This window comes from Patescibacteria group bacterium (assembly GCA_041662965.1).
Taxonomy (GTDB): domain Bacteria; phylum Patescibacteriota; class Patescibacteriia; order Patescibacteriales; family GWC2-42-12; genus JACPHD01.
The window spans coordinates 94,941-117,198 of sequence record JBAZRI010000002.1 but is presented as its reverse complement, the minus strand read 5'-3'; the positions used below and the strand labels follow the sequence as shown (position 1 = coordinate 117,198).

The window sequence follows — 22,258 nt, the reverse complement described above, 5'->3', positions numbered from 1 at the left end:
AATTCGCATAATCGCGATTTATATAATGCGAGTCTGCTCTATTTTTATTTTTTAAAAAATTTCACTAATTTTTCCGCCATCTCTTCAAAAACGCTTAGATTTAAAGAATAAATTATTTCCTGGCCGCGCCTAAGGCTGGTTACCAAATCAGCCTGCTTTAAAACGTTTAAGTGATGAGACAATGAAGGCAAAGTCATGTCAAAATTTTTCCCCAGCTCTCCGGCGGCCAAGTCTTTTTTCTTTAAAATTTCTAAAATTTTACGCCTGGTCGGATCGGATAAAGCCTGCAAAGTTATGTTTAAAGTCATATAAAAAGATTTAGATACTTAGACAACTATCTAAATTATATCATACTTGTTATTTTTGTCAAGCCTGCCCGCCTTTGGTGGGTTTACCCGCCTTTGGTGGGAGCATAAAAGGCAACACCCCTCTCCGGCCAAGCCGGGAGGGGTGCAGAAGGGATCCGTTATATAATATCCAGTTACTTATTAATAAACTATGTATCTCTAAATTACAATAATTTATCTTTTTGACCGCCGGCCGCCTGATTGTTTTTATCTTTATCCGATTCGTCTTCGGTTTTATTTTGCTCTCGGCGCTCTTTAACTAACTCGCGGTTAACCCATAGCAGCCAACCAACCACTCCGACTAAAAATAGAATAAACAACACTAAGCTTAATCTTAATTTTCCCTGGTTTAATTTGCCTTCATCAATCATGCCTTGGCCGGTTTTTGCTTTTTCTCCCGTATTATCTCCAATTAAATTTTTTATTTTTTCTAGGCTGGCCTCGTCTTGCTGGCTTAATTTTTTGATAGCATCCGTCTGCTCTGCCTGATCCGCCGCCGGTTCATCTAAATTTTCTTCAATCACGCCTGAGCTTTCGGAAATAATCGGCGCCTCGGGATTAATTTCAACTATCTCTTTAGGCTCTTCAATCTTAGCAACCGTATCGCTTTTTTCTTCTTGCGCCGACTGAGCGATGGCCGAATCCCTGGTTGAAAAATAAACTATATTTGACCACTGGCTTTGCTTGCCGCGCTTATCAACCGCCACGGCATAAACTAAATGATCACCTCTATCTAAAGACTCAACCGGTTTAAAAGCGAAACTAGCCGTACCGCTCGGATGATTTTTTACTTTAAATTCTCCGCCGTATTTCTTATCAATATAAATTTTAATTTTAGAATCATTCTTCGCTAAACCGACGATAAAAGGCCGGCTAAGTGAAGTATTTTTATTAACCGCCGGCCTTAGCATAGTCGGCGCCGGCAGAGGCAATTCAATATTAAAACGTAAAACTTCCGACATCCGGCTAACTCTGCCGGCGCTATCTTCGGCTATAGCATAAACATTATGCCAACCGCGGCTTAAATTTAAAAACGGCTGATAGGCGAAATTGGCGGTATTGCTTTCATTATTTAAAATTTCAGTCTTGCCGTTATAAATACCGTCAATAAAAATTTTAACAAAACTGCCACCTTTGGTTAAGCCGATAATTAAAGGCTTGACTTTAGCCGTAACCGTTGTTTCGTTTGGCGCAATTAAAGTCGGCGCCGGCAGTAAATTAACCGTGAATTTTACTTCGGCCGACGGCGCTGATAAAACTAAGGAGGTTTTATCCTTGGCCACGACCATGACTGTATGCGTGCCATCGGCTAATTTTTGACCGCCTTTATATTGAAAATTAAAATTAGACCCGGCTTGGTCAAAAATAATTTCAGCCTCAATCTGCCCGACAAAACTGCCGTCTAAATAAATTAAAACTTCGCTGCCGGCCGGAGCCGACCCGGCTACAATAAAATTTTCCGCGCCAATTAATTTAATTATTTTTGGCATTGCCACTTCGGCTCGCGCTTCAGCCGAAAAAATTATAACAAAAAACAAAACGAGGCCTACGCATAACAAACTTTTTAATGCTTTCATGATGTTTAAAATTTATTATTACAGCCTCCTTAAATTTAAATTTTTCTATTATAGGGCTAAAGGGATTAAACCAGCTAAGCCAATTTTTCCTTTTAGCCCTAATTAGAAAATTTTGAAAAATTTTACCGCATCTCCCTCCTAACAAAAATTATTTGCGGTAATTTCAGTTTAACCATCGGAGCTTAAGCCAGTCAAGTGTATTATAAGTTGATAAAATGTTATTAAGCGCTGATAAATTGTTAATAAACAAGTGCATAAGCCGGACATGGCTGGCAAAACCCATTAAAATAATCTAGATTACATCTTTATAATGCTTTATCTTGGCTGTTTTTTTAATCTGGTCGATATCCACAGTAATTAAATCAGCCCTGATCTCTTCAACATATAAATTATTATTGCTAATATACATTTCCATTCCCCGCCTGAATCTTTCAAGCTTAGTAAATTGAAAAGCATTTTCCGCCGGCCCATAAAATTGGCTGATTCTGGTTTTTACTTCAATAAAGACGATTTTATCATCATGCGAAGCTATGATATCAAGCTCCTGATAACTTAATTTAACATTAGCGTCAATAATTTTATAACCATGCCTAACTAAATAATTTTTGGCTAATGCCTCGCCAAATTCTCCTATTCTTTGGTTATGGGTCATAATTAAATTAAAAAAGAGCTGTTAAACAGCTCTATATAAAAATTACCATCATCAATTTACGGAATATATTTTTTAAATTCTTTTTCTTTTTCCAGCTGCGCCCTTTTCCCAGGTATTTTCATGATAATTCTAAAAATAAAAAATAGCCAAGTCAACATACTGATCGCCCAGAGAAGAAACCAAAAGCGAGAGGATAAAAACGGCACCATTTCATAATTAAAAAAGGTTAACAACAAACCGATAATGGCATTGCTTAAGAAAAAAATGTACAAGCTGTTCCAGAAAGAAGCATATAGGCCGTTAGACCATCTTTTTTTAATAACCCCGCTGGCTATGGATAGAATAATCAATAAAAAAATTAAGCCTAAAACTATTTTAAGTGACAGGCCGATAAAGGCGCCTGGCCTGGCGCTAAACCAAAAATTCCAGGTTAAAAAATTCCCCATATTTATAATAAATTTCTTATAATTTTACGTAAACCAAGCCGTAATGATAAGGCCCAGCTTCAAATTCCTCCTCCGGCCTTAACCCGAGTTTTTTAGCCGCGTTGTCAACTAATTCTTTTTTTACCCTTTCCTCTGTCGGCGGCCCGAACGGCGCGGCAACATTTTTCCATTCAACAATAACTAACTTGCCATTTTTCTTCAATAGCCTAATTGATTCCCTTAAAATCTCCGCTCGCTTATGCGATTGATATAAAGTATTAATCAATAACCCGACGTCTAAGCTGCCGGCTTCAATTTTAGTAGCGCCAAATATTTCTAAATTACTCCAAATTGTTTTAATATTAGCTAAATTTTCCGCGCGCGCCCGCTTGCTAACCGTTTCTAAGGCAGTCCTTAAAATATCCACGCCATACATAACTCCTTTTTTTCCTATTAGCTTGGCTCCTGGAAAAACAAAATGGCCGGAAGAGCCGCAGCCCAAATCCGCGATTTTCATTTTTTCTCCGACTTGAGCTTTGCTAAAAAGCAAATTGACGTCAATCAATGTATTGCCTCCTGTTGATCCTATCATATAAAAAAATTATTGCTATAGCTCTATTATAATATACTTTTTTCTATAAAACAAGCTTATCTACTGCCATATTTAACCTTATTAAAACTTAACCGGTGAATCGCGCATGGACCATATTGCCTTAATTTCTCCAAATGAAATTTAGTGCCATAGCCTTTATGCCGGCTAAAGCCATAATTAGGATATAGCTTGTCCATCTCCAGCATTATGCGGTCTCTGGCCACTTTGGCGATAATTGAAGCCGCGGCAATGGTAAAGAGCCTTTCATCGCCCTTAATATAAGTCTGCTGCGGAATTGAACAGTTCGGCAATTTAATTGACCCGTCAACTATAATAAAATCCGGCTTACTTTTTACAGAACTAATCGCCTTTTTCATGGCTAAAAATGTAGCCTGCAATATATTAATTCTATCTATTGTGTTATGATCACAAACGCCTATGCCGACTTCAATAAAATTTTGCTTAATTAACTCAAACAAAAATTCTCTAGTCTTTTCGCTTAATTTCTTTGAATCATTAACCATTAATAAATCACTATTTATCTTAACGCCGGCATTAAAAATAACGCAAGCCGCTACCACCGGACCGGCTAACGGCCCTCGGCCGGCTTCATCTAAAGCGCCTATTATATTATAACCTTGAGAAAATAATTTTTTTTCCTCATTTAAATCCATTATAATATTTTATAGGATTATTTATCTTAATATTAGATAAAATATATGATTTATATTATCAAATTATTATCATCTATATTATCATTTTATGCTCAAATAAGTGAATCTGCTCAACCTATGCCAACTATTCTTTCGTCTGCAAATACTTATAAGCTGACAATGCGGCCACTGCTCCTTGTCCGCAACCGATAATAATTTGTTTAAATTCGCTTTGCGTCACATCTCCGGCCGCAAAAATGCCATCACAACTAGTTTTGCCATTTAAGTCCACAACAACCTGTCCTAAACTATCTCTTTCTACCAAATCCGCCACCACATCTGTTTTAGGCTGATACCCAATCTCAATAAATAAGCCGTCAGCATCTAATTCTCTTGATTTTTGGCTAATATTACTAATTATTTTTAATTTCTCTAATTTTTCATTACCTATTATTTCCTTAATTTCGCTGCTTAATATTATCTCTACATTGCTTTTATTTTTAACCGCCAAAATCATGGTTTCAAAAGCCTTAAGCTTGGACTTGCGGTAAATCAAATAAACTTTTTCTGCGATTTTAGACATAACTTCAGCCGCGTCCAAAGCCGCATTACCGCCGCCAACCACGGCCACATTTTTTCCTTTAAATAAAGGTCCGTCGCAATTAGCGCAGTAGCTTATTCCCCTGCCAGTTAATTCATTTTCTCTGTCTAAATTCAATTTTTTAGACTCAAGGCCCATGGCGATAATGATCGTTTTAGCCGAATAACTGTTTTTACCGGTTTCAACTAAAAAACTGCTGTCGCTATTTTTGCTAATTTTTTTTATTTCTTCAGTCTTAATATCAACCCCCAAATTTTTCACTTGCTGGCTCATTTTATTTATTAAATCAACGCCACCGATAAATTCAATGCCTGGATAATTTTTTATATCAGAAGCCCAAATAACTTGGCCGCCTATATTTTTAGAAATTACCAGCGCTTTCATCATTCTTCTGGCGGCATATATTGCGGCCGTCATCCCCGTTGGACCGGCTCCAATAATTATTGTATCAAACATAAAATTTATATAATTATAACAATCTATCCTTATTTACCCCCAACTTATGCACTTAAATATATTTTGCTAATATTAAACACCTCGCTAAACTTAAGTCTACAAATTTGTGGACTTATCCACGTTTCATATAAAAACTTTAAGTCCACAAATTTGTGGACTTAAAGTTATAATCTATTTATTTTTTGCGATCAACTGCTCAATCTCTTCTTTGTCTCCATAACCTATCTTTTTATCAACCACCTTACCATTCTTAAAGACTAAAAATGTCGGGATGCTCATAACATTATATTGAGTGGCTATTTCCTGATTTTCGTCTATATTAAGTTTGCCGATCTTAATCTTCTCGTCTTTATTCTCCTTAATTATCTCTTCCAATATCGGAGACATTATCTGGCAAGGACCGCACCATAAAGCGAAAAAATCAACTAATACTAGGCCGGCAAAATCCTCAACTTCTGGCTTAAAATTGTCTTTATTAAATGTCATATATTTTTTGAGTTATTTATTAGAGTTTTTGATAGAACAGGCAATTGTTCAATCTGTTGGTGGACCGTACCGGATTTGAACCGGTGACCTTCTGCATGCCATGCAGACGCGCTACCAGCTGCGCCAACGGCCCTTATAAACAATCAAATAATTATAATTTTATTTAATATTAGCTAAAATATTAATATTTATGCTAACTTTAGCAAAATAAAAAACAACCATGTGCCCTCGGGAGGAATCGAACCTCTATCTAGGGCTTAGGAGTCCCTTGTTCTATCCATTGAACTACGAGAGCTCATAATAACCTACAATAACTCCATCTATGATCAAACTGAAATTAATTTAAACAACAACTTTCTCCTAAGCTTTAAAGTTGTGTAACTACACCTGCCAAACCATGTTATCTGCGCAGGGTAAATCAATTATAATTGAAAATCAAAAAAAAATAAATCCCCACGCCTTTTGGGAATAGAACCACGCAAAAAGGCTTAAAACTTCCTTCGCCCCCGTAAGCCAGAGGCACTTAGGAAGGTGTGAGGATAAACACCGTATATGGATATTTTAACTCCAATTACATAATAACTTAATTATTTTATTTTGACAAACCGACTAGACTTGCCTAGAATTAATATAGCTAAATTCCTAAAGTCTGTTTATCTATAATAACTTATAATTTACATATACTTTATGTTCAACAAACAAGACCAAGGAGAAGTTTTCAATGAATTTGAAACTGTCATCGGGCCATCAGTTAAAGTTAAGGGCGATTTTAACGGCCAAGGCAATATTATCGTGGAAGGCACGGTTGAAGGCAGCCTAAAAACTAATGGCAATCTGGAGGTCGGCAAAACAGCCAAAATAACCGCCAACGTAGAGGCTAAAGAAGCAAAAATCGGCGGCCAAGTCGCGGGCAACGTTAAAATTAAAGGCTTTCTGGAGATTACGGCCACGGCTAAAATTTTCGGCGACATCGAAACTTCCGGTTTATCAATTGAACGCGGGGCTGTCTTTAACGGCAAATGCGTTATGACGGCCGGAACTGAAGAAATTAAAAAAATAAATAAAGATAAATAGGCCTAAATTTTTATAATGAACATTTTTGTTTACGATTCTTTTTTGAATCAAAAAAAATACGACCGCTTGTTGGCGCGCGTTGAAACCAGAATCACTGATTTAGGATTAAACGGCAAAATCTCCAGACTTAGCCCGACCAGAAACATCCAAGAAACAATTAGCAGCGAACTTAGGCGCGGAGCTAAAACTATTATCGCGGTCGGCAATAATAAAATCGTTAATCAAATTATAAATTCTTTGGCCGGCAGCCAAGTTCCTTTAGGCATTATACCGATCGGCGAAGACAACAATCAGATTGCTAAAAGCTTAGGCATTGAATCGGCCGAAGCGGCTTGCGATATTTTATCAGCCAGGCTGCTGGTTAAGCTTGACCTGGGGTTGGCTAACCAAACATATTTTTTATCTAATATTAGCATAAATAATCAAGGAACCGTGATTGACATGAATAAAAATTACACTATTGAAACTACGGAAAAAGGTTTAATCTATATTTTTAATTTAATCGGAGAACAAATCAAGCTGCCGCCTAACGTAAAATTTATCCCCGATGACGGACTTTTGGAATTAGTTGTAAATACTTACGGCAATAAAAATTTTTTTACCAGGCAAGACCACCAATCAATTTTTAAAATTAAAAAAATCACCATCCATAATTTAAAACATCAATTGCTTTTAGACGGATCAATTCCCATAAACGCGCCGGCCGAAATCACGGTTGTTAAAAAACATTTAAACGTAATCGTGGGGAAAAATAGAAGCTTTTAAAAAATCTATTCCTAAATTTTTCTAGGTTCGCCTTAAAATACAATTAAAAATCACCAAGGGGGTTCGGGGGTTGGAGTTGGCGCCATTGCTTACAGAGATAAGATAAATCAGCTAGATAGCCAATCGGAAACCCCCGAGACTTCCTGCCTGCCGGCAGGCAGGTTTGCTTACTTTTTAGTCATAAAAAGTAAGTCCTAGCGAAGCGCCACGAATATAAAAATTTATAAAAAAGTACACCATATAAAAAACCACCCCTTACTGGCAAGAGCGGTTTTTTTATATTGTACAAATATCTTTTATACTGTCTCTTTCTTCTTAAACAAATACAATTGCTGTAAGGCTGTTAAAAGAGTAGTGACCAGCCAATAAAGCGCCAACCCTCCGGGAAAAGACAATCCGATAAAAACAGTTAAAGCCGGCATCATATAGAGCATCTGCTTATTCATAATCGCCATCATATTTTCATCTTTGGCGCCCTGGCTTTTAACTTCCGGACGCTTTATAGTCATCATTTTCGCCTGCCAAAATTGAGCTAAACCGGCTAAAACAGCTAAAACTACATTGGGTTTTGCCAAATCAATAAAACCCAAAGATATGGTGTTAATTAATTCCGGCTGATGAATAAAAGAGTAAACCAAATTAAGAGATTTACCGCTTAAACCTGCTCTAAAAACCATAAAAACCGCCCATAAAAACGGCAACTGGATTAATAGCGGCAAACAAGAAGAAAGCGGATTTACTTTTTCCTGTTTGTACAACTGCATCATGGCTCGGCCCTGTTCTTCTTTATTGTCCGCGTATTTTTTCTTGATTTCATCAATTTTGGGCTGTAATTCCTGCAAAGATTTTTGTGATTTTATCGACTGTTTGGACAAAGGCAATAAAATTAATTTAATGACCACTGTCATGATTATTATGGCCAAGCCGATATCATGCCCCGGGACGATATTATATAAAAAAACCAAAAGATTAAGTATGGGCTGATAGAAAATAAGGTTAAAAATTTGAGACATAAATAATAAAAATTATTTCAGAGGGTCAAAACCTCCGGAATTAAATGGATTACAGCGCAAAACCCGCCAAATCGCCTTGCTTCCGCCCTTTAAAAAGCCGTATTTTTCTATAGCCTCTATGGCATAATCAGAGCAAGTCGGGTGAAAACGGCAAAAACCGTTAGGATATAAAAATTTAAAAATACCATGATCAAAAGAAAGCGTTTTCTGATAAATCTTTAAAATTTTTACCGCGATATAGCGCGGATAAAATTTAAGCATGTTATTTGCCGAGCTTAAATAATTTTAATGCAACCAATAATTTTTTCAGCTCGCTTTTTATAAATTCGTATTTTTGGCTTAAGACGGCCGGAGCCACTATAATCACCAGATCAAATCCTTGGATAATTTTTTCATCAAATTCTTTAATAATTGCTCTTAGCTGCCTTTTTAATTTATTCCTATCTGTAGCTTTTTTGCTAACATTAGCACTAATTACAATGCCATAACGATTAACCTCTAGCTTATTAGCTAAAACTTTTATACCAAAAATTTTAGCATAAGAAGATTTCCCCAGCTTAAATATTCTCTTAAAATCTTTTTCTTTGGCTAAACGGAGTCGCCTGGCTAACATAAATATTAAATATAAACGAATTGCCGAACAGGCTTTAGTTAGCTTTATTTTGACAGCCTTTTTCTGCCTTTAGCTTTTCTTCTTTTAACAACATTACGGCCATTTTTTGTCTGCATTCTTTTTCTAAAACCATGTTTTCTTTTAGCTCGTTTTTTATTCGGCTGATAAGTTCTTTTTGGCATAAAATATAAACAAATATTATTAATAAAAATTTAAAGAGATAAATATACGGCTTTATCTCAAATAAAACATAACATTTAACCTTTTTAAAGTCAAACTAAAAAATATTATTACGCTTTTTTAAAAATAAAAAGCTAATATAATCTTTTCCACTATTTATTAACAGTTTGTAAACATTAAAGTCTATTTTACATTTATAATTAAGCTGTTATAATGGCTATTGAAATGAACTCGCTAATTATTTTATCAATTTTATATTACTATTAGATATTTTTATTTTAAATAAATCGTAACCCCCTCGCGCTATGAACAATGAACAACTTTGGCAAGCTATTTTAGGTGAAATTGAACTTAGCTTGTCCAGGGCTAACTTCACTACTTGGTTTAAAAGCACTTTTATCTCTTCTCTGGAAAATAACCGCGTCATTATCTGCGTGCCCAATACCTTCACTAAAGCCTGGCTGGAAAAAAAATACCACAAAGAAATCGCCAATGCTTTCAAAAGCGTCGGTTCCGGAGAAATTAAGGAAATTCTTTACAAAGTTGAAGCTAAAAAAGACTCAACGCCGGAAAATTTTATAAAAAGAGTTAAAACTGAAAATACGATCGAGAGCAAACCGAAAATTGTTAACCGCTTCGGCCTTAACAACCGTTACGTGTTTGACAGTTTTATTGTTGGAAAAAACAACGAATTGGCGCATGCGGCTTGCCAGGCCGTAGCCGCTAACCCGGGCCATGCTTATAATCCGTTGTTTATTTACGGCGGCGTCGGCTTGGGAAAAACCCATTTACTGCAAGCTATCGGGCACGAATTATCCAAAAAAAGTGATAAAATTTTATATGTTTCCTGTGAAAAATTCACTAATGACTATGTCCAGGCGGTGAGAAACGGCCAAGCCAAAGACTTTAAAGACCATTACCGCAATGTTGATTTGTTGCTGATTGACGATATCCACTTTATGGGCGGCAAAGACGGCACACAAGAAGAATTTTTTCATACTTTTAATGAACTGCATCAAACCAATAAACAAATAGTAATTTCTTCAGACCGGCCGCCCAAAGCCATACCGGCCTTAGAAAAAAGGCTGCTGTCGCGCTTTGAGTGGGGCATGATTGCTGATGTCAGCTCACCGGATTTAGAAACCAGGATAGCCATACTGGAAACTAAGTGCCGAGAAAAAAATTATAAGCTTGATAGAGAAATTTTAGCTTACATTGCGACTAATATCACTAATAACATCCGCGAATTAGAGGGGGCTTTAAATCGCTTAATCGCTTATTATGAGTTTAATAACTCTCTGCCGTCGATAGATTCAACTAAAAGCATTTTGGCCGGCATAATTTCTAATTTTCAATCTAAATCAACTACGGCTAAAACCATTATTGAGGCAGCGGCTAAATTTTTTGATATAAACATTAAAGATCTGATCGGGCAAAGCCGTAAAAAAGAATTGGTTGTGCCCAGACAAATCGCTATGTACTTAATGCGCAAAGAAATCAATGCTTCTTATCCTTCAATCGGCCAAGAATTAGGCGGCCGCGATCACACAACAGCCATGCATGCTTACAATAAAATAGAACGCGAGTGCCAAGAAGATGAAAAAATAAAACAACACGTAGATTCTATTAAACAAGTAATTTATAGCGGTTAATAGTTTGGTGAAAAGTTCTGATTTACCTGTTAACTATTCGTTAATAAATTTACCAATAAAAATTTTATCCCCAAACGGTTTATTTTTCAACACCCTTTTTAACATATATTTAACCGCTAACAAAACCAATAAAAAATCAAAGATCAGCTAAAATTTAATACTAAACCAGTTTATCAACCCGCTTATTGTTATTATTATTTCTTAATATTATAAATACTATATTAATTAATAACTAACAAGTTTATCAACCCGTTGAAAATTTATAAAAACGGGACGGATAATTAAAATATATTATGACAAGTCAAAACTCCGGCGGATTAAAAATATTCAGCTTGCAAGAAAATTTAAAGCAAGGCTTGGCGCTAGTCGGGCATGTTTCGGGGAAAAACGTTAACTTGCCGATATTGAATAATGTTTTAATTAAAGCCGAAGAAGGCAAAATAAAGCTAATCGCCACTAATTTGGAGATTGGCGTAGTTAGCACGGTTAGGGGAAAAATTGAGCGTGAAGGGTCGTTTACCGTAAGTTCAAAAATTATTTCTGATTGCATAAATCTTTTGCCGAATAAAAAGATCGGCCTGGAGCAGAAAGAGAATGATTTGTTAGTAGATTGCGAAAATTATCAAGCCAAGGCTAAAGGCCAATCGGCCGAAGAATTTCCTTTGATACCGGAAGTTGACAGAAAAAATTATTTTAGCGCGGAGGCCGAAGAAATAAAAAAGGCGATTTCCCAGGTAATTTTTGCCACCGCTTTAAGTGAAACCAGACTGGAATTATCCGGCGTACTTTTTGATTTTTCTGGTGGCAGTTTAACTCTGGCCGCGACCGACAGCTATCGCTTAGCTGAAAAAAAGATTAAAATCAAATCAAACAACGAAGAAGAAAAAAAGATTATTGTGCCGGCTAAGACTTTACAGGAGCTATTAAGGGTTTTATCAATTAATTTAGATGACGAAGTGGAAGAAAAAAACTCGGAAATAAAATTTTATATTTCAGAAAATCAAATTTTATTTACTTATGGTTCAACTGAATTGGTCTCGCGTTTAATTGAAGGTCAATACCCCGACTATCAGCAGATTATCCCCAACAACAGTAAAACTAAAATTTCTATTGACCGGCAAGAATTAATTCGCGCCGTAAAAATGGCCTCTTTATTTTCTAAAACCGGCATTAATGATGTTAATTTAGATTTTCCTTTAGGCAAAAATCAAGTAGTGATTTCTTCGGTTTCCGGGCAAACCGGGGAAAATATAACAAATTTAGAGGCCAAGGTGTCGGGTGATGACAATAGCATTGTGGTAAATTATCGTTATTTATTAGAGGGCTTAAGCAATATTGAAAAAGAAACGGTTAAGATTGAGGTTATAGACTCTAATACTCCGTGCATTATCAGGCCGGAGCAAGATGAAAGTTATTTGTATATCATTATGCCGATAAAACAATAAGATAAATATAATAAAAAACCGCCTCTATATTTATGAAGCGGCTTTTTTATTATAAAGTATTATTGGGCAGCCGCCGGTGTGGTAGTGGCGGCTAGGGGCAGGCTATTAACAGTTATAGAAGCTTCTTCGCTTTTAGCGGTTTGGCCATACCAGCCGCGCGCTTCGGCATAAAATTTATAGGAGCCGGGAGTTAAAATATTGGTCATTTGGGCCTCGGCGGTTTTATCTATAACTTGGCTTTTGGCAATCTGCTGTATTTTACCGCTAGAGTCTTTAAAATAAAAAGTGACGCCGGCGGCCTGCTCCGGATTAACCACCTCGGCTTTTAAGAGTAAAGGGAAATCATATTTATTAATGCTGGTCGCGTCAAGAGGCTGAGTTAGAGTTAGGCTGATTTTAGTGGTTTTTGGCTTATTATTATTTATTAAATTAAATTCTATTTTTTGCTCAGAGTAATTATCAACATCATCGCAAACGCGCACGGTTAAACTATGGAAGCCGTTGCTTAAAGAGCTTACTGATTTATTAAGATCAAAGGGATAGGCAACCGAGGAACCGAATAAGTAACCGTCAATATAATATTCGGCTCGGTTAATGCCGCGCGGAGCCGTAGCGCTGATTTGCACGTTTAATAATTGGTCAGCGATGGTTTGATTATTGCTCGGAGAATCAATTGATATGATCGGGTTAAATTCCGGCCGATGGACGTTATCATATTCGGTCGGCGGCGCTGAATTTACAATGCCTTGTTTTTTTGCCCATTCTAAAACTCTGCTTTCCCATAAAGCAAATTGTGGGTCGTTTTTCGGATCGGACGGCGCCGGTCCGCGCGGGTCGTCTTTATTAATATAGTATAAAATACAATGAGTTTGTTTAAATTGTTTTTCTACGATAGCGCTGGCCGGCGTAAATTCATTGGCTAAAAGCCCGGAGAATTTATCAATTTTAACCGCGGTATCAGGGTCAATCACGCCGTCCAACACGGGTTTGCCGGTTGGTTTGTTGTCCGGGGGATTAAAATACTCAATCGGCGTATTGCCTAAAACTTTATCCATGTAATCGTGCCAAATCGGCGCGGCCACCACCGAACCGTCGGCGCCTCGTTTCATTTCTTTGCCATTGCTGTTGCCCACCCAGACGCCGGTGACGATTGACGGCGTGTAGCCGATGGTCCAGGCGTCATGGTAGTCGTTGGTAGTGCCGGTTTTGGCCGCTACCGGCCTTGAACCTAGGGTCAGATAGTTGTTTTGGCCGAAAATATAAGCGCGCGCCGAATTATCGGATAAAATACTGTTGGTTAAGCGCGCGATACCCGCGTCTAAAATTTTTTCATCCTGATTTTTAAATTCTTCCAAAATCTTGCCGTCCTTATCTTCAATTTTTAAAATAACGGCGATCGGATGCTTAACGCCTTCGCGGGCGAAAGCGCTAAAAGCGTTGGCGTGTTCCAATAATTTTACCTCGCCGCCGCCTAAAACCAGAGACAAGCCAAAACGCTCTTTGTCATTAAACGTGGTATAGCCGAAATTTTGCGCTAAACTTATAACATTATTAACTCCGGCAAGATAAAGAGCCTTAACTGCCGGTATGTTTAAAGAGCCGGCCAGGGCCTGCCTGATGGTAACCGGGCCATGCTCTTTTAAATCATAGTTATGTGGTTCGTAAGCATTGGCCGGATTCGGGTCAGTGGAAAAATTAGTCACCACGTCGTACAGCACGGTCTCGGGCGTGTAGCCCTTGATAAACGCGGCCGAGTAGACTATAGGCTTAAACGACGAGCCTGGCTGGCGGGGCTGCAGCGTCACGTTGACCTGGCCGTCAATATCGTCGTTAAAATAGTCGCGCGAGCCCACCATGGCCAGAACTTGGCCGTTTTTCGGGTCAATGGAAATCAGGGCGGCGTTTGTTGCCTGGTATTTTTTTTCGTTATCAACCGCTTTGGCGCTGATTACTTCTTCGGCGATTTTTTGTTTGTATAAATCAAGCGTGGTATAAATTTTTAAGCCGCCCTGCTCTATGGTTTTTTCCCCGTATTTATCCGCTAAGATTTCTTTAACATACATAACAAAATGCGGCGCCGTGATATTGTCTGATTGGGGCTTGAATGTTAGTTTAAAATTTTTTGCTTCTTCGGCCTGGGCTTTAGAAGTATAGCCGTACTTTACCATTAAATCTATAATATATTTTTGCCGCGCCAATAAAATATCTTTATTCGGGCCGTAGGGCGAATAGCGGCTGGGCGCTTGCGGTATAGCCGCTAAAATGGCCGCTTCGGCCAAGTTTAAATCGCGCGCCGATTTGCCGAAATATTTTTGGCTGGCCGCTTCAACGCCGTAAGCGGTTGAACCGTAAGGGATTTCATTAAAGTACATCTGCAAAATTTCATCTTTAGAGAATTTTTTTTCCAACCGGTAAGCTAAAATTATTTCTTTGATTTTTCTGGTGATGGTTTTTTCATTGGTTAAAACCGAATTTTTAATAAATTGCTGGGTTAGGGTTGAGCCGCCGGCTCGCTTGCCGAAAAGAACGTCGGTTACCAGCGTTCTAAAAATAGCCCAGAGGCTGAAGCCGCCATGTTTATAAAAATCTTTGTCTTCTATGGAAATAGTGGCGTTTTTTAAGTTATCCGGCACGTCACTCAAACTAATCATGGTGCGCTTCTGGTCGCCGTGGATTTCGTAAAGGATGGTTTGCCCGGTGCGGTCATAAATTTTTGTGCTCTGCGCCACTTGGCGTTCAATCAAGCGGTTAGGATCAGGCAGATCGTGCGTTAGCCAAAGAAAACCGGCATAGCCAAAAATAAATAAAGCCAAAAGGCCGATAAAGATGGTTTTAGCCAGGTTTATTTTTAGGGGATTCTTATTTTTTCCGCTTGAATATTGTTTAACGCCTCCCCGATTGCCGAAATCAGATGAATTTTTCTTGGCTTTGTTTAAAAAATATTTTTTTTTGGCTTGGCGCCAATTTTGCGGCGATTTTACGCGGTTTGATGAATATGAAGCAGTCATAATATAGAAAATTATAACAGTTTTCGCCGTAGCTCGCAACTTATAGCTTTTGCGTTATTAGTTATTGGCTCGCTTTTGCGTTTTATGGTAAAATATATTTAGTGTTAATAACTTAAATTATTTAAACGGCACAAATATCGCGGGTTGAATTCGCGCATATTCGTGTTTTCTTGAGGGGAGGTGAAAAATGAAAAAAATATTATTGAAAAAAGCAGTGGTATTTGCCATGGCTTTGTTGGTGCTGACTCCGGTTATGGCCTTCTCTTTACCGGCTTTAGCTGTTGATGGCGTTGACGTTTGGGGAGAGGGAACCGGTAACGATGCTGGGTCGGCGGTTATAACAGACGCGACCGGCTTAGGAGTAAAAGATCCGCGCGAAATTGCCGCCTCCATTATCAATGTAATTTTAGGCTTTTTAGGTATTGTCGCTGTTATTATTATTCTTTTAGGCGGCTTTAAATGGATGACTGCCGGAGGCAACGAAGATAAGGTTGGCGAAGCCAAGAAGTTAATCACCGCCGGCATTATCGGCTTGGTAATTATTCTTGGAGCTTTTTCCATCGCGACTTTTGTCTTGAATCAATTGTCTGCCGCTACCGCGACATAAAATTTTTAACACCGGTGTTAAAAAAGGTGGTTCCGGGCTTAGCCCGGGCCACTGCCCTGAACATGATTTTGATCTCGTGAGCAGAGCGGTGGAATAATTAAATCGTCATTGCGGGCTTGACCAGCAATCCAGAAATTTGTTCGTTGCGCTGAACTCTGGATTACGGCATCCTGTATCAAGTACAGGACAGGCTACGGCCGGAATGACAGAAATTTTTGTGTATGTTTTTGACCAAAAAATTTAAATTTATCTTTATTAGCCTGTTATTTGTTTTATCATTTTTAATGGTGGCGCAGGTAGGGTTGGCCGCTATTGAAGATGACACAGGTTTAAATAAAACCGCGACAGGTGGATTTGGCAACAATATAACAAAGACCGCAACTCTATCAGAAACAATTGGCAAAATCGTTGGCGTGGCCTTATCTTTTTTAGGCGTGGCCTTTTTCATTTTGATAATTTACGGCGGTTATATGTGGATGTTTTCCATGGGCAACGAGCAGACTGCCGGCAAAGCCAAAGATATTATAATCGCCGCGGTTATCGGCTTGGTCATAGTTCTAATGGCTTATGCCATAACTACTTATCTTAGCGGGATTGTAGGCAAATAATATCTTTATGAAACCCGTTAGAAATTATAAAATTTTATGAGTGTTATTTTAAAAATATGCAAGCTAATAAAACCAGAATTTCTAACGGGTTGAAAAAAATATTATGTTTTATAGTCGGCGTTGTTTTATTAAACGGTTTTTTGTTTAACGCCGGCATTATAAAAATATCAGCAGCATCATCATTCAACAAAGGCTTAACAGAGGCTGGCGCAGGAATCGGTTATACTGCGGACCCGGCGAATAGTTTATCTCTGCCGCAAAAGATCGGTAAAATATTAAATATTTCAACAACTTTTTTAGGCGTAATTTTTTTGGGCTTAATGATATATGCGGGATTTCTCTGGATGCTGGCGCGGGGCAATGAACAGGAAGTCGCCAAAGCCAAAAATATTATAATTTACGCGGTAATCGGTTTAGCCGTAGTTTTAGGCGCTTACGCCATAACAGAATTAATGGTAATTTTATGGAGAAAATCATAAATTTTAAAGTTATAAAAAATTTAGCCTTGGTTTTGATTCTATGGTTTGTTATTTTAGCGCCTCTTTTTTCCCAGGCCAAGACTGATAATTTGTATGATGCTTTTGGTAAAAACAGCACGCTTGATGAAGTGGCCGGTCCAGATGGAGCAGGTTATAATGTTAGCGATAGCGTAACAGCCGAAAGTATGATTTCTTTAGTTATTACAACGGCCTTAAGCTTCATCGGAGTATTATTTTTAATTTTGGCGATTTACGGCGGTTATATTTGGATGCTGGCGCGGGGCAACGAGCAGGAGGTGGAAAAAGCCAAGCAAATTATCCAGAATGCGATTATTGGCTTAGTGGTTGTTCTAGCCGCTTACGCCATTAGCTGGTATGTAATTAATGCTTTAGGCACGGCCACCTTAGAAGAGTCGGGGCCGGAACTTCTTTCAGAATGACACACGAATTATTTTAGAAAATTTTCAGGACGCTGGTATTATAAAAATATTTATTGAGTAATTAGTTGAAATATAAATATAATGATTAAAAAATATTCAAAAATTATTTTATTGGTTTGGCTGGCAATTATTATTGTTTTGCCGCAATTGGTTTTAGCCGAAAATGCCGCGCTAGGAAAATTGCAGGAGGTTGGAGCAACAAAAGGGCCTTATCAAGTAGCAGGAGAATTTGGCTTATCTGTGGCAATCGGAACTATTATAAGTTCCGCCTTAGCTTTAGTGGGTTCAATTTTTTTGATTTTAATGATTTACGCCGGTTATAACTGGATGACGGCGCGCGGCGAAGAGGAGAAAGTCTCTAAAGCTAAAGATACTATAAATCGGGCTATAATCGGCATAATTATCGTAGTTGGCGCTTACGCTATTTGGAGGTTTATTTTTGACAGACTGTTTTAATTTAATTGGATTAATTATGATTTATAAAAGTAAAAAATTTTATTTGGCAATAATATTATTTTTCTTTGTTTTTTTGATTGGTAATTTATGTTTTGCTGGTTTATTAAAAGAGGAAACGAAAAATGATATAGATGCTAAAACGCTATTCGCTGGATCTGACGGCGGTTATGATACTTCCGGAGATTTATTATCTTTAATTCAAATCGTCATCAACGCTTTTTTAAGCGTTATCGGCGTGGTGCTTTTAACTTATATGCTTTACGCCGGCTATAATTGGATGACGGCGCAGGGCGAAGAGGCAAAGGTGGAAAAAGCTAAAGACACGCTAAAGCGGGCCATCGTCGGTGTTATTATAATCGTCGCGGCCTACGCTATTAGCGTTTTTGTTATGGCTAGAATAGAAGTCGGAACTTTAAAAGGCGCCGGATCAGGGCAGACTACGCCTGCCCCTACTCCACAACCCGAATAAAAATCGCAGATAAACTAAAATTAATTTTATGGCAAAAAAAATAGTAATTTTAATATTTTTACTGATGCTGATTTTTCCGTCGTTTGTTCTAGCTTCTAGCGATGCTTATAATAGTTTAAAAAAGGTTGGAGAAGAAGGCGGCACCGCGCCATATGCGGCTGCCGATCAATATAAGCTGGCGGAAATCGTTGGCATAGTTATTCAGGCTTTTTTAGGCTTATTAGGCGTTATATTTTTAGTTTTGATAATTTATGCCGGTTTTAACTGGATGACAGCGCAGGGCGAAGAGGAAAAGGTTAATAAAGCTAAAGATACGCTTCAGCGCGCGGTTATCGGTTTGATTATAACTATTGCCGCCTATGCGATTAGCACATGGGTACTAGTTAAGCTAATATTTACAGCCAGGATATTATAATAAATATGGCCAAAAAATATATTAAATTTATTTTTAGCGTTTTATCTGTTATTTTTTTGATAAATAGTTTGTTTAGTATTCAGTCCTGCCAGGCCAGGGCAGGAGTAGAACTTTTTGATCAGTTGGATAAAGCAGGTACTAAAGGTTGGGGCGGCGAAGAGGCTACGGTAAATACTATGCCGCAAATGATTAGAATTGCGATTAGCGCTTTTTTAGGCTTATTAGGCATAATTTTTCTAGTTTTGATAATTTATGCCGGCTATAACTGGATGACGGCGCAAGGCGACGAAGAAAAGGTAACGCTGGCAAAAAATACTTTAACGCGCGCGGTTATCGGCTTAATTATTATTACCGCGGCTTACTCCATAACTTATTTCGTGTTTAGCAGTTTGCCGGATGGGGGAGGCGGTGGAGGCGGGGCACCTTCAAATCCAGTAAATAATACAGGCGAGTAATAAATATAAGTAAGTGTATTAATAAAATATTAATTTGGTGAGAATAAAATAAGGCGTTTATCGATGAAAATTGATAAACGCCTTTTCGTTATTTAGGATTATATTTTTTACCGTCCTACTGCGGTAAGTGAGTCATCCAATAACCCCTTACTTCTTCCTCTTTATTTTCCCTCTTAATTTTTGTCCTCACGTCAGCGTAAGGCGCAACTTTTAGGGTGTTGGTGTATTTTTGGTAGCCATCAGACCAGACCGTAACATATTCTCCCCATCGTAGCCTGTGCTCAAGTTTTTTCTCCGGAGGTACGTTAGTTTGGAAAATTGTTAACCCGCCAATTTTTGTTTTGATAGTCAGATCCCATGTTTTGTGTTTGTCGTTGATAATAAACCCTAATGCCTCGCCCTCCCGATTGGATTGTATCCCGTTTTGGCTGTAGCTTGCGATAAGGCCAACTTCGGCATTTGTTTTTTCAACGATTGAGTAAGCCGTCGCCGCGCTGACGGCATTATCCGGGCCAGGGACGATGCCTCGATGATTCGACGTATAGATTTTCTGTTCGTCCCCGCCCTTTATTGCAACCTGCTGTACGGTGGAGCAACCAATAGTGACCGTTAACATAATCGCGGATAATACCAACAAAATTGATTTTTTCGTTTTCATGATAATCGTATCCTCCTTTAAGGGAAAAGTTGATTTATATTATTTTCTAAAATTATCCTAAGCAAAAGGCTATAAAGACTATGTAGTAAAAACAATTTTCTCTTCGGGACAATTTTGAGAAAATTTTTAATGAGCTGATTTTGTATAATACAATAAAATAAAATAAAAGTCAAGGTCTGCCTGTTAGGCAGATAGGTTGACTTCGGATCGTATCCATGATACCATTATAATATAAGACAAGAAAATCCCTATCTAATTATTCCCCAAAGGAAATGATAGGGATTTTTATGTAGTAAAATATCTAAAATTAGCCAATATGGAAGCTTTAAAGAAAAATCATAATAAAATAATTACTCTAAAACAAGCCAAAAAAGTGGTTATTGTTTTAGTTGCTATTTTATTTTTTGAGTTTTTATTATTCCCGGCGCCGTTAATGGCGAGCCAAATGGAAAAAGATATTGATATTAGCCAAGAAAAAGGCATTATTTCTAGCCAAAATGAAATTAACCAAGATGTAGCCGTTAATATTATGGAATTTAACGGTAAATTACCGGAAAGCAGAGGGGCTGATATTGATTTTTCTCGTCATGTTACCATAACCGCTTATAATTCAGAGGCCGGGCAAACCGACAATTCTCCTTGTATAACCGCCAATGGCTTTAATGTTTGCGATTATGGGGTTGAGGATACGATCGCGGCTAACTTTTTACCTTTCGGCTCTAAGGTTAAAATACCGGAATTGTTTGGCGATAGAGTCTTCGTCGTGCGCGATAGGATGAATAAGCGGTTTTCTAATAGAGTTGATGTTTGGATGATAGAAAGACCTGACGCGGTTAAGTTTGGCGTGAAAATGGCTAAAATAGAGGTTTTAGAGTAATTAGAGATTTTAGATATGTTGTCTATTAGAATCACACCTTAAAAGGGTGTTTTATTATACTTGTTTTAAGGTATTTTATTTGGTATATTTAATTAAGATTTGAAAGTAAAATTTAGCATTAAGGCCTGATAGCCAAGCGGTAAGGCGAGAGTCTGCAAAACTCTTATGCGTGGGTTCAATTCCCACTCAGGCCTCAAATACTTAAGTCTAGAGAATTGTGGACTTAAGTTGTTTTGATAAATTGTGGATAACAAGTGGTCTATGTGGATAAATAACGGACTTAAGTCTACATTAATGTAGACTTAAGTTATAGCTAATAAAAATAAAAAATATAAATTGGCTAATATTAAAGCATTGTAATCTTAGCTTAGATTATTGACTTATCTTATTTTTAGTGTTATACTTATATTAGGTCATTAATAATATATATAGAAAAGTCTTCCGAAAATACATTTTTGGGAAAATTTTTCTTTTTTGCTGACTTAAAATGCCAGAGTTCACATGGCAATTTACAAAACAAAAACAAAATAACGGTAGGTCTTCTTACTAAATAAAAATAAAGGAGATTTACCAAAAGACAGCAAAAATTTGCATTTTTCAAGTGAACGAGAATGCTTCAGCCTCGAAGACTAGGGATTTTCTTATCTATCCATCGGATGGAGAAGGAATAAATCTTTGGGGATGCGGCTCGATTAGGCCATTTATTTATTTTATATATTAAGGGCCCTTCATCGGGCCGCTTTTAAATTTAGGGAAACTCTTGCCAAAAAGCCGTTTATAGCGTATATTATAAGTGATAATTTATTCTTGGTATCAAGAATAAATTTTTAGTTTAAAGCGGATTATTGAGTTTAGTTTTACAATAACTATAAAAATATGGACAAAAAGGCTATAGAGAAAATAAAAAAAATATTATTGGCCAGTAAAAAACAGCTAGGCGAAGATCTAAAGAGTTTTACTAAAAAAGACGAGCATACCAAAGACGAGCACCAGGCTAAATTTCCTAATTATGGCGACAAGAGCGATGAGAGCGTTCAAGAAATTGACGAATACACCACTAATTTGGCCACGGAAAAAGTTTTAGAGAGCGCTCTGCGCGACGTTGATAATGCTTTGGTGAGAATTGCCAAAGGAACTTACGGCATCTGCAAATATTGCAAAAAAGAAATCGGCGAAAAAAGGCTTATGGCCAGGCCGGTGGCCAATACTTGCATTGCTTGCAAGACCAAGCTGCAAAAAATGGCTTAGCGCGAGA

Annotated in this window: 28 protein-coding genes and 3 tRNA genes; 15 read left to right on the top strand and 16 right to left on the bottom strand. The window is 37.6% G+C overall.

Annotated features, from left to right (window positions below; translation table 11 throughout):
* Positions 1-44: 44 nt before the first annotated feature.
* The 10 genes from WC639_01960 to WC639_01915 form a co-directional block, all read right to left on the bottom strand.
* Positions 45-308 (bottom strand): autorepressor SdpR family transcription factor, encoded by a 264-nt coding sequence (locus WC639_01960; GenBank protein ID MFA6306541.1) that lies wholly within the window; start codon positions 306-308, stop codon positions 45-47.
* A 203-nt stretch (positions 309-511) separates the two neighbouring features.
* Positions 512-1,837, bottom strand: coding sequence for a LapA family protein (locus WC639_01955; protein ID MFA6306540.1), 1,326 nt, complete (start codon positions 1,835-1,837; stop codon positions 512-514).
* Between the two features lie 379 nt (positions 1,838-2,216).
* The gene (locus WC639_01950) at positions 2,217-2,576 is read right to left on the bottom strand and encodes a YraN family protein (GenBank protein ID MFA6306539.1); all 360 of its coding nucleotides are present in this window, start codon (positions 2,574-2,576) and stop codon (positions 2,217-2,219) included.
* Positions 2,577-2,632: 56 nt separating this feature from the next.
* Positions 2,633-3,022 carry a hypothetical protein gene (locus WC639_01945; protein MFA6306538.1) on the bottom strand — a complete coding sequence of 130 codons (390 nt, stop codon included), beginning with the start codon at positions 3,020-3,022 and terminating at the stop codon, positions 2,633-2,635.
* Between the two features lie 16 nt (positions 3,023-3,038).
* A complete protein-coding gene (locus WC639_01940; protein ID MFA6306537.1) occupies positions 3,039-3,593 on the bottom strand; it encodes a methyltransferase domain-containing protein in 555 nt (184 codons plus the stop codon).
* 56 nt (positions 3,594-3,649) lie between these two features.
* A complete protein-coding gene (locus WC639_01935) occupies positions 3,650-4,267 on the bottom strand; it encodes a ribonuclease HII (protein ID MFA6306536.1) in 618 nt (205 codons plus the stop codon).
* Between the two features lie 124 nt (positions 4,268-4,391).
* Entirely contained in the window at positions 4,392-5,303 is a 912-nt protein-coding gene (locus WC639_01930) for an FAD-dependent oxidoreductase (protein MFA6306535.1), read from the bottom strand.
* Positions 5,304-5,474: 171 nt separating this feature from the next.
* Complete coding sequence (gene trxA, locus WC639_01925; protein MFA6306534.1) at positions 5,475-5,789, bottom strand: thioredoxin; 315 nt, start codon at positions 5,787-5,789, stop codon at positions 5,475-5,477.
* Between the two features lie 57 nt (positions 5,790-5,846).
* Positions 5,847-5,922, bottom strand: a tRNA-Ala gene (locus WC639_01920).
* Positions 5,923-6,012: 90 nt separating this feature from the next.
* Positions 6,013-6,084 (bottom strand) — tRNA-Arg (locus WC639_01915).
* Positions 6,085-6,476: 392 nt separating this feature from the next.
* Here WC639_01915 and WC639_01910 point away from each other — a divergent pair.
* On the top strand, positions 6,477-6,863 hold the full coding sequence (locus WC639_01910; protein MFA6306533.1) for a polymer-forming cytoskeletal protein: 387 nt from the start codon (positions 6,477-6,479) through the stop codon (positions 6,861-6,863).
* 15 nt (positions 6,864-6,878) lie between these two features.
* Positions 6,879-7,628 (top strand): diacylglycerol kinase family protein, encoded by a 750-nt coding sequence (locus WC639_01905; GenBank protein MFA6306532.1) that lies wholly within the window; start codon positions 6,879-6,881, stop codon positions 7,626-7,628.
* 296 nt (positions 7,629-7,924) lie between these two features.
* On the opposite strand, the gene WC639_01900 is transcribed toward WC639_01905, so the two are convergent.
* From WC639_01900 to rpmH, 4 genes are read right to left on the bottom strand one after another with little or no spacing between them, the layout of a single operon-like run.
* On the bottom strand, positions 7,925-8,641 hold the full coding sequence (locus WC639_01900) for a YidC/Oxa1 family membrane protein insertase (GenBank protein MFA6306531.1): 717 nt from the start codon (positions 8,639-8,641) through the stop codon (positions 7,925-7,927).
* Between the two features lie 12 nt (positions 8,642-8,653).
* Positions 8,654-8,902 carry a membrane protein insertion efficiency factor YidD gene (yidD, locus tag WC639_01895; GenBank protein ID MFA6306530.1) on the bottom strand — a complete coding sequence of 83 codons (249 nt, stop codon included), beginning with the start codon at positions 8,900-8,902 and terminating at the stop codon, positions 8,654-8,656.
* A 1-nt stretch (position 8,903) separates the two neighbouring features.
* Positions 8,904-9,254: a ribonuclease P protein component gene (gene rnpA, locus WC639_01890; GenBank protein ID MFA6306529.1), complete on the bottom strand. Its 351-nt coding sequence runs from the start codon at positions 9,252-9,254 to the stop codon at positions 8,904-8,906.
* 44 nt (positions 9,255-9,298) lie between these two features.
* Entirely contained in the window at positions 9,299-9,436 is a 138-nt protein-coding gene (rpmH, locus tag WC639_01885) for a 50S ribosomal protein L34 (protein ID MFA6306528.1), read from the bottom strand.
* 303 nt (positions 9,437-9,739) lie between these two features.
* Here rpmH and dnaA point away from each other — a divergent pair, with 303 nt between their 5' ends.
* Positions 9,740-11,086, top strand: coding sequence for a chromosomal replication initiator protein DnaA (dnaA, locus tag WC639_01880; GenBank protein MFA6306527.1), 1,347 nt, complete (start codon positions 9,740-9,742; stop codon positions 11,084-11,086).
* A 293-nt stretch (positions 11,087-11,379) separates the two neighbouring features.
* A complete protein-coding gene (dnaN, locus tag WC639_01875) occupies positions 11,380-12,531 on the top strand; it encodes a DNA polymerase III subunit beta (GenBank protein ID MFA6306526.1) in 1,152 nt (383 codons plus the stop codon).
* Between the two features lie 59 nt (positions 12,532-12,590).
* Here the strand turns inward: dnaN and WC639_01870 are convergent, their stop codons facing one another.
* Positions 12,591-15,539: a penicillin-binding protein gene (locus tag WC639_01870; GenBank protein ID MFA6306525.1), complete on the bottom strand. Its 2,949-nt coding sequence runs from the start codon at positions 15,537-15,539 to the stop codon at positions 12,591-12,593.
* 187 nt (positions 15,540-15,726) lie between these two features.
* Here WC639_01870 and WC639_01865 point away from each other — a divergent pair, with 187 nt between their 5' ends.
* The 8 genes from WC639_01865 (at position 15,727) to WC639_01830 (ending at position 19,468) form a co-directional block, all read left to right on the top strand.
* Positions 15,727-16,146, top strand: a complete 420-nt coding sequence (locus tag WC639_01865; GenBank protein MFA6306524.1) for a pilin — start codon at positions 15,727-15,729, stop codon at positions 16,144-16,146.
* Between the two features lie 221 nt (positions 16,147-16,367).
* Positions 16,368-16,754: a hypothetical protein gene (locus tag WC639_01860; protein ID MFA6306523.1), complete on the top strand. Its 387-nt coding sequence runs from the start codon at positions 16,368-16,370 to the stop codon at positions 16,752-16,754.
* A gap of 56 nt (positions 16,755-16,810) precedes the next feature.
* Positions 16,811-17,233 carry a hypothetical protein gene (locus WC639_01855; protein ID MFA6306522.1) on the top strand — a complete coding sequence of 141 codons (423 nt, stop codon included), beginning with the start codon at positions 16,811-16,813 and terminating at the stop codon, positions 17,231-17,233.
* On the top strand, positions 17,218-17,673 hold the full coding sequence (locus tag WC639_01850) for a pilin (protein MFA6306521.1): 456 nt from the start codon (positions 17,218-17,220) through the stop codon (positions 17,671-17,673). The genes WC639_01855 and WC639_01850 overlap by 16 nt, the downstream gene beginning before the upstream one ends.
* An 81-nt stretch (positions 17,674-17,754) precedes the next feature.
* Positions 17,755-18,129: a hypothetical protein gene (locus tag WC639_01845; GenBank protein ID MFA6306520.1), complete on the top strand. Its 375-nt coding sequence runs from the start codon at positions 17,755-17,757 to the stop codon at positions 18,127-18,129.
* 43 nt (positions 18,130-18,172) lie between these two features.
* Positions 18,173-18,598: a hypothetical protein gene (locus WC639_01840; GenBank protein ID MFA6306519.1), complete on the top strand. Its 426-nt coding sequence runs from the start codon at positions 18,173-18,175 to the stop codon at positions 18,596-18,598.
* A 28-nt stretch (positions 18,599-18,626) separates the two neighbouring features.
* Positions 18,627-19,013, top strand: a complete 387-nt coding sequence (locus WC639_01835; GenBank protein ID MFA6306518.1) for a hypothetical protein — start codon at positions 18,627-18,629, stop codon at positions 19,011-19,013.
* Between the two features lie 5 nt (positions 19,014-19,018).
* Positions 19,019-19,468, top strand: coding sequence for a pilin (locus tag WC639_01830; GenBank protein MFA6306517.1), 450 nt, complete (start codon positions 19,019-19,021; stop codon positions 19,466-19,468).
* 115 nt (positions 19,469-19,583) lie between these two features.
* Here the strand turns inward: WC639_01830 and WC639_01825 are convergent, their stop codons facing one another.
* Positions 19,584-20,126, bottom strand: coding sequence for a hypothetical protein (locus WC639_01825; GenBank protein ID MFA6306516.1), 543 nt, complete (start codon positions 20,124-20,126; stop codon positions 19,584-19,586).
* 316 nt (positions 20,127-20,442) lie between these two features.
* On the opposite strand from WC639_01825, the gene WC639_01820 reads away from it, so the two are divergent.
* The 3 genes from WC639_01820 to WC639_01810 all read left to right on the top strand — a co-directional run bounded on the left by WC639_01820 (position 20,443) and on the right by WC639_01810 (position 22,251).
* Positions 20,443-21,003, top strand: a complete 561-nt coding sequence (locus WC639_01820; protein MFA6306515.1) for a hypothetical protein — start codon at positions 20,443-20,445, stop codon at positions 21,001-21,003.
* Positions 21,004-21,125: 122 nt separating this feature from the next.
* Positions 21,126-21,197: transfer RNA gene (locus tag WC639_01815), tRNA-Cys, on the top strand.
* Positions 21,198-21,879: 682 nt separating this feature from the next.
* Positions 21,880-22,251: a TraR/DksA family transcriptional regulator gene (locus WC639_01810; protein ID MFA6306514.1), complete on the top strand. Its 372-nt coding sequence runs from the start codon at positions 21,880-21,882 to the stop codon at positions 22,249-22,251.
* Positions 22,252-22,258 lie beyond the last annotated feature (7 nt).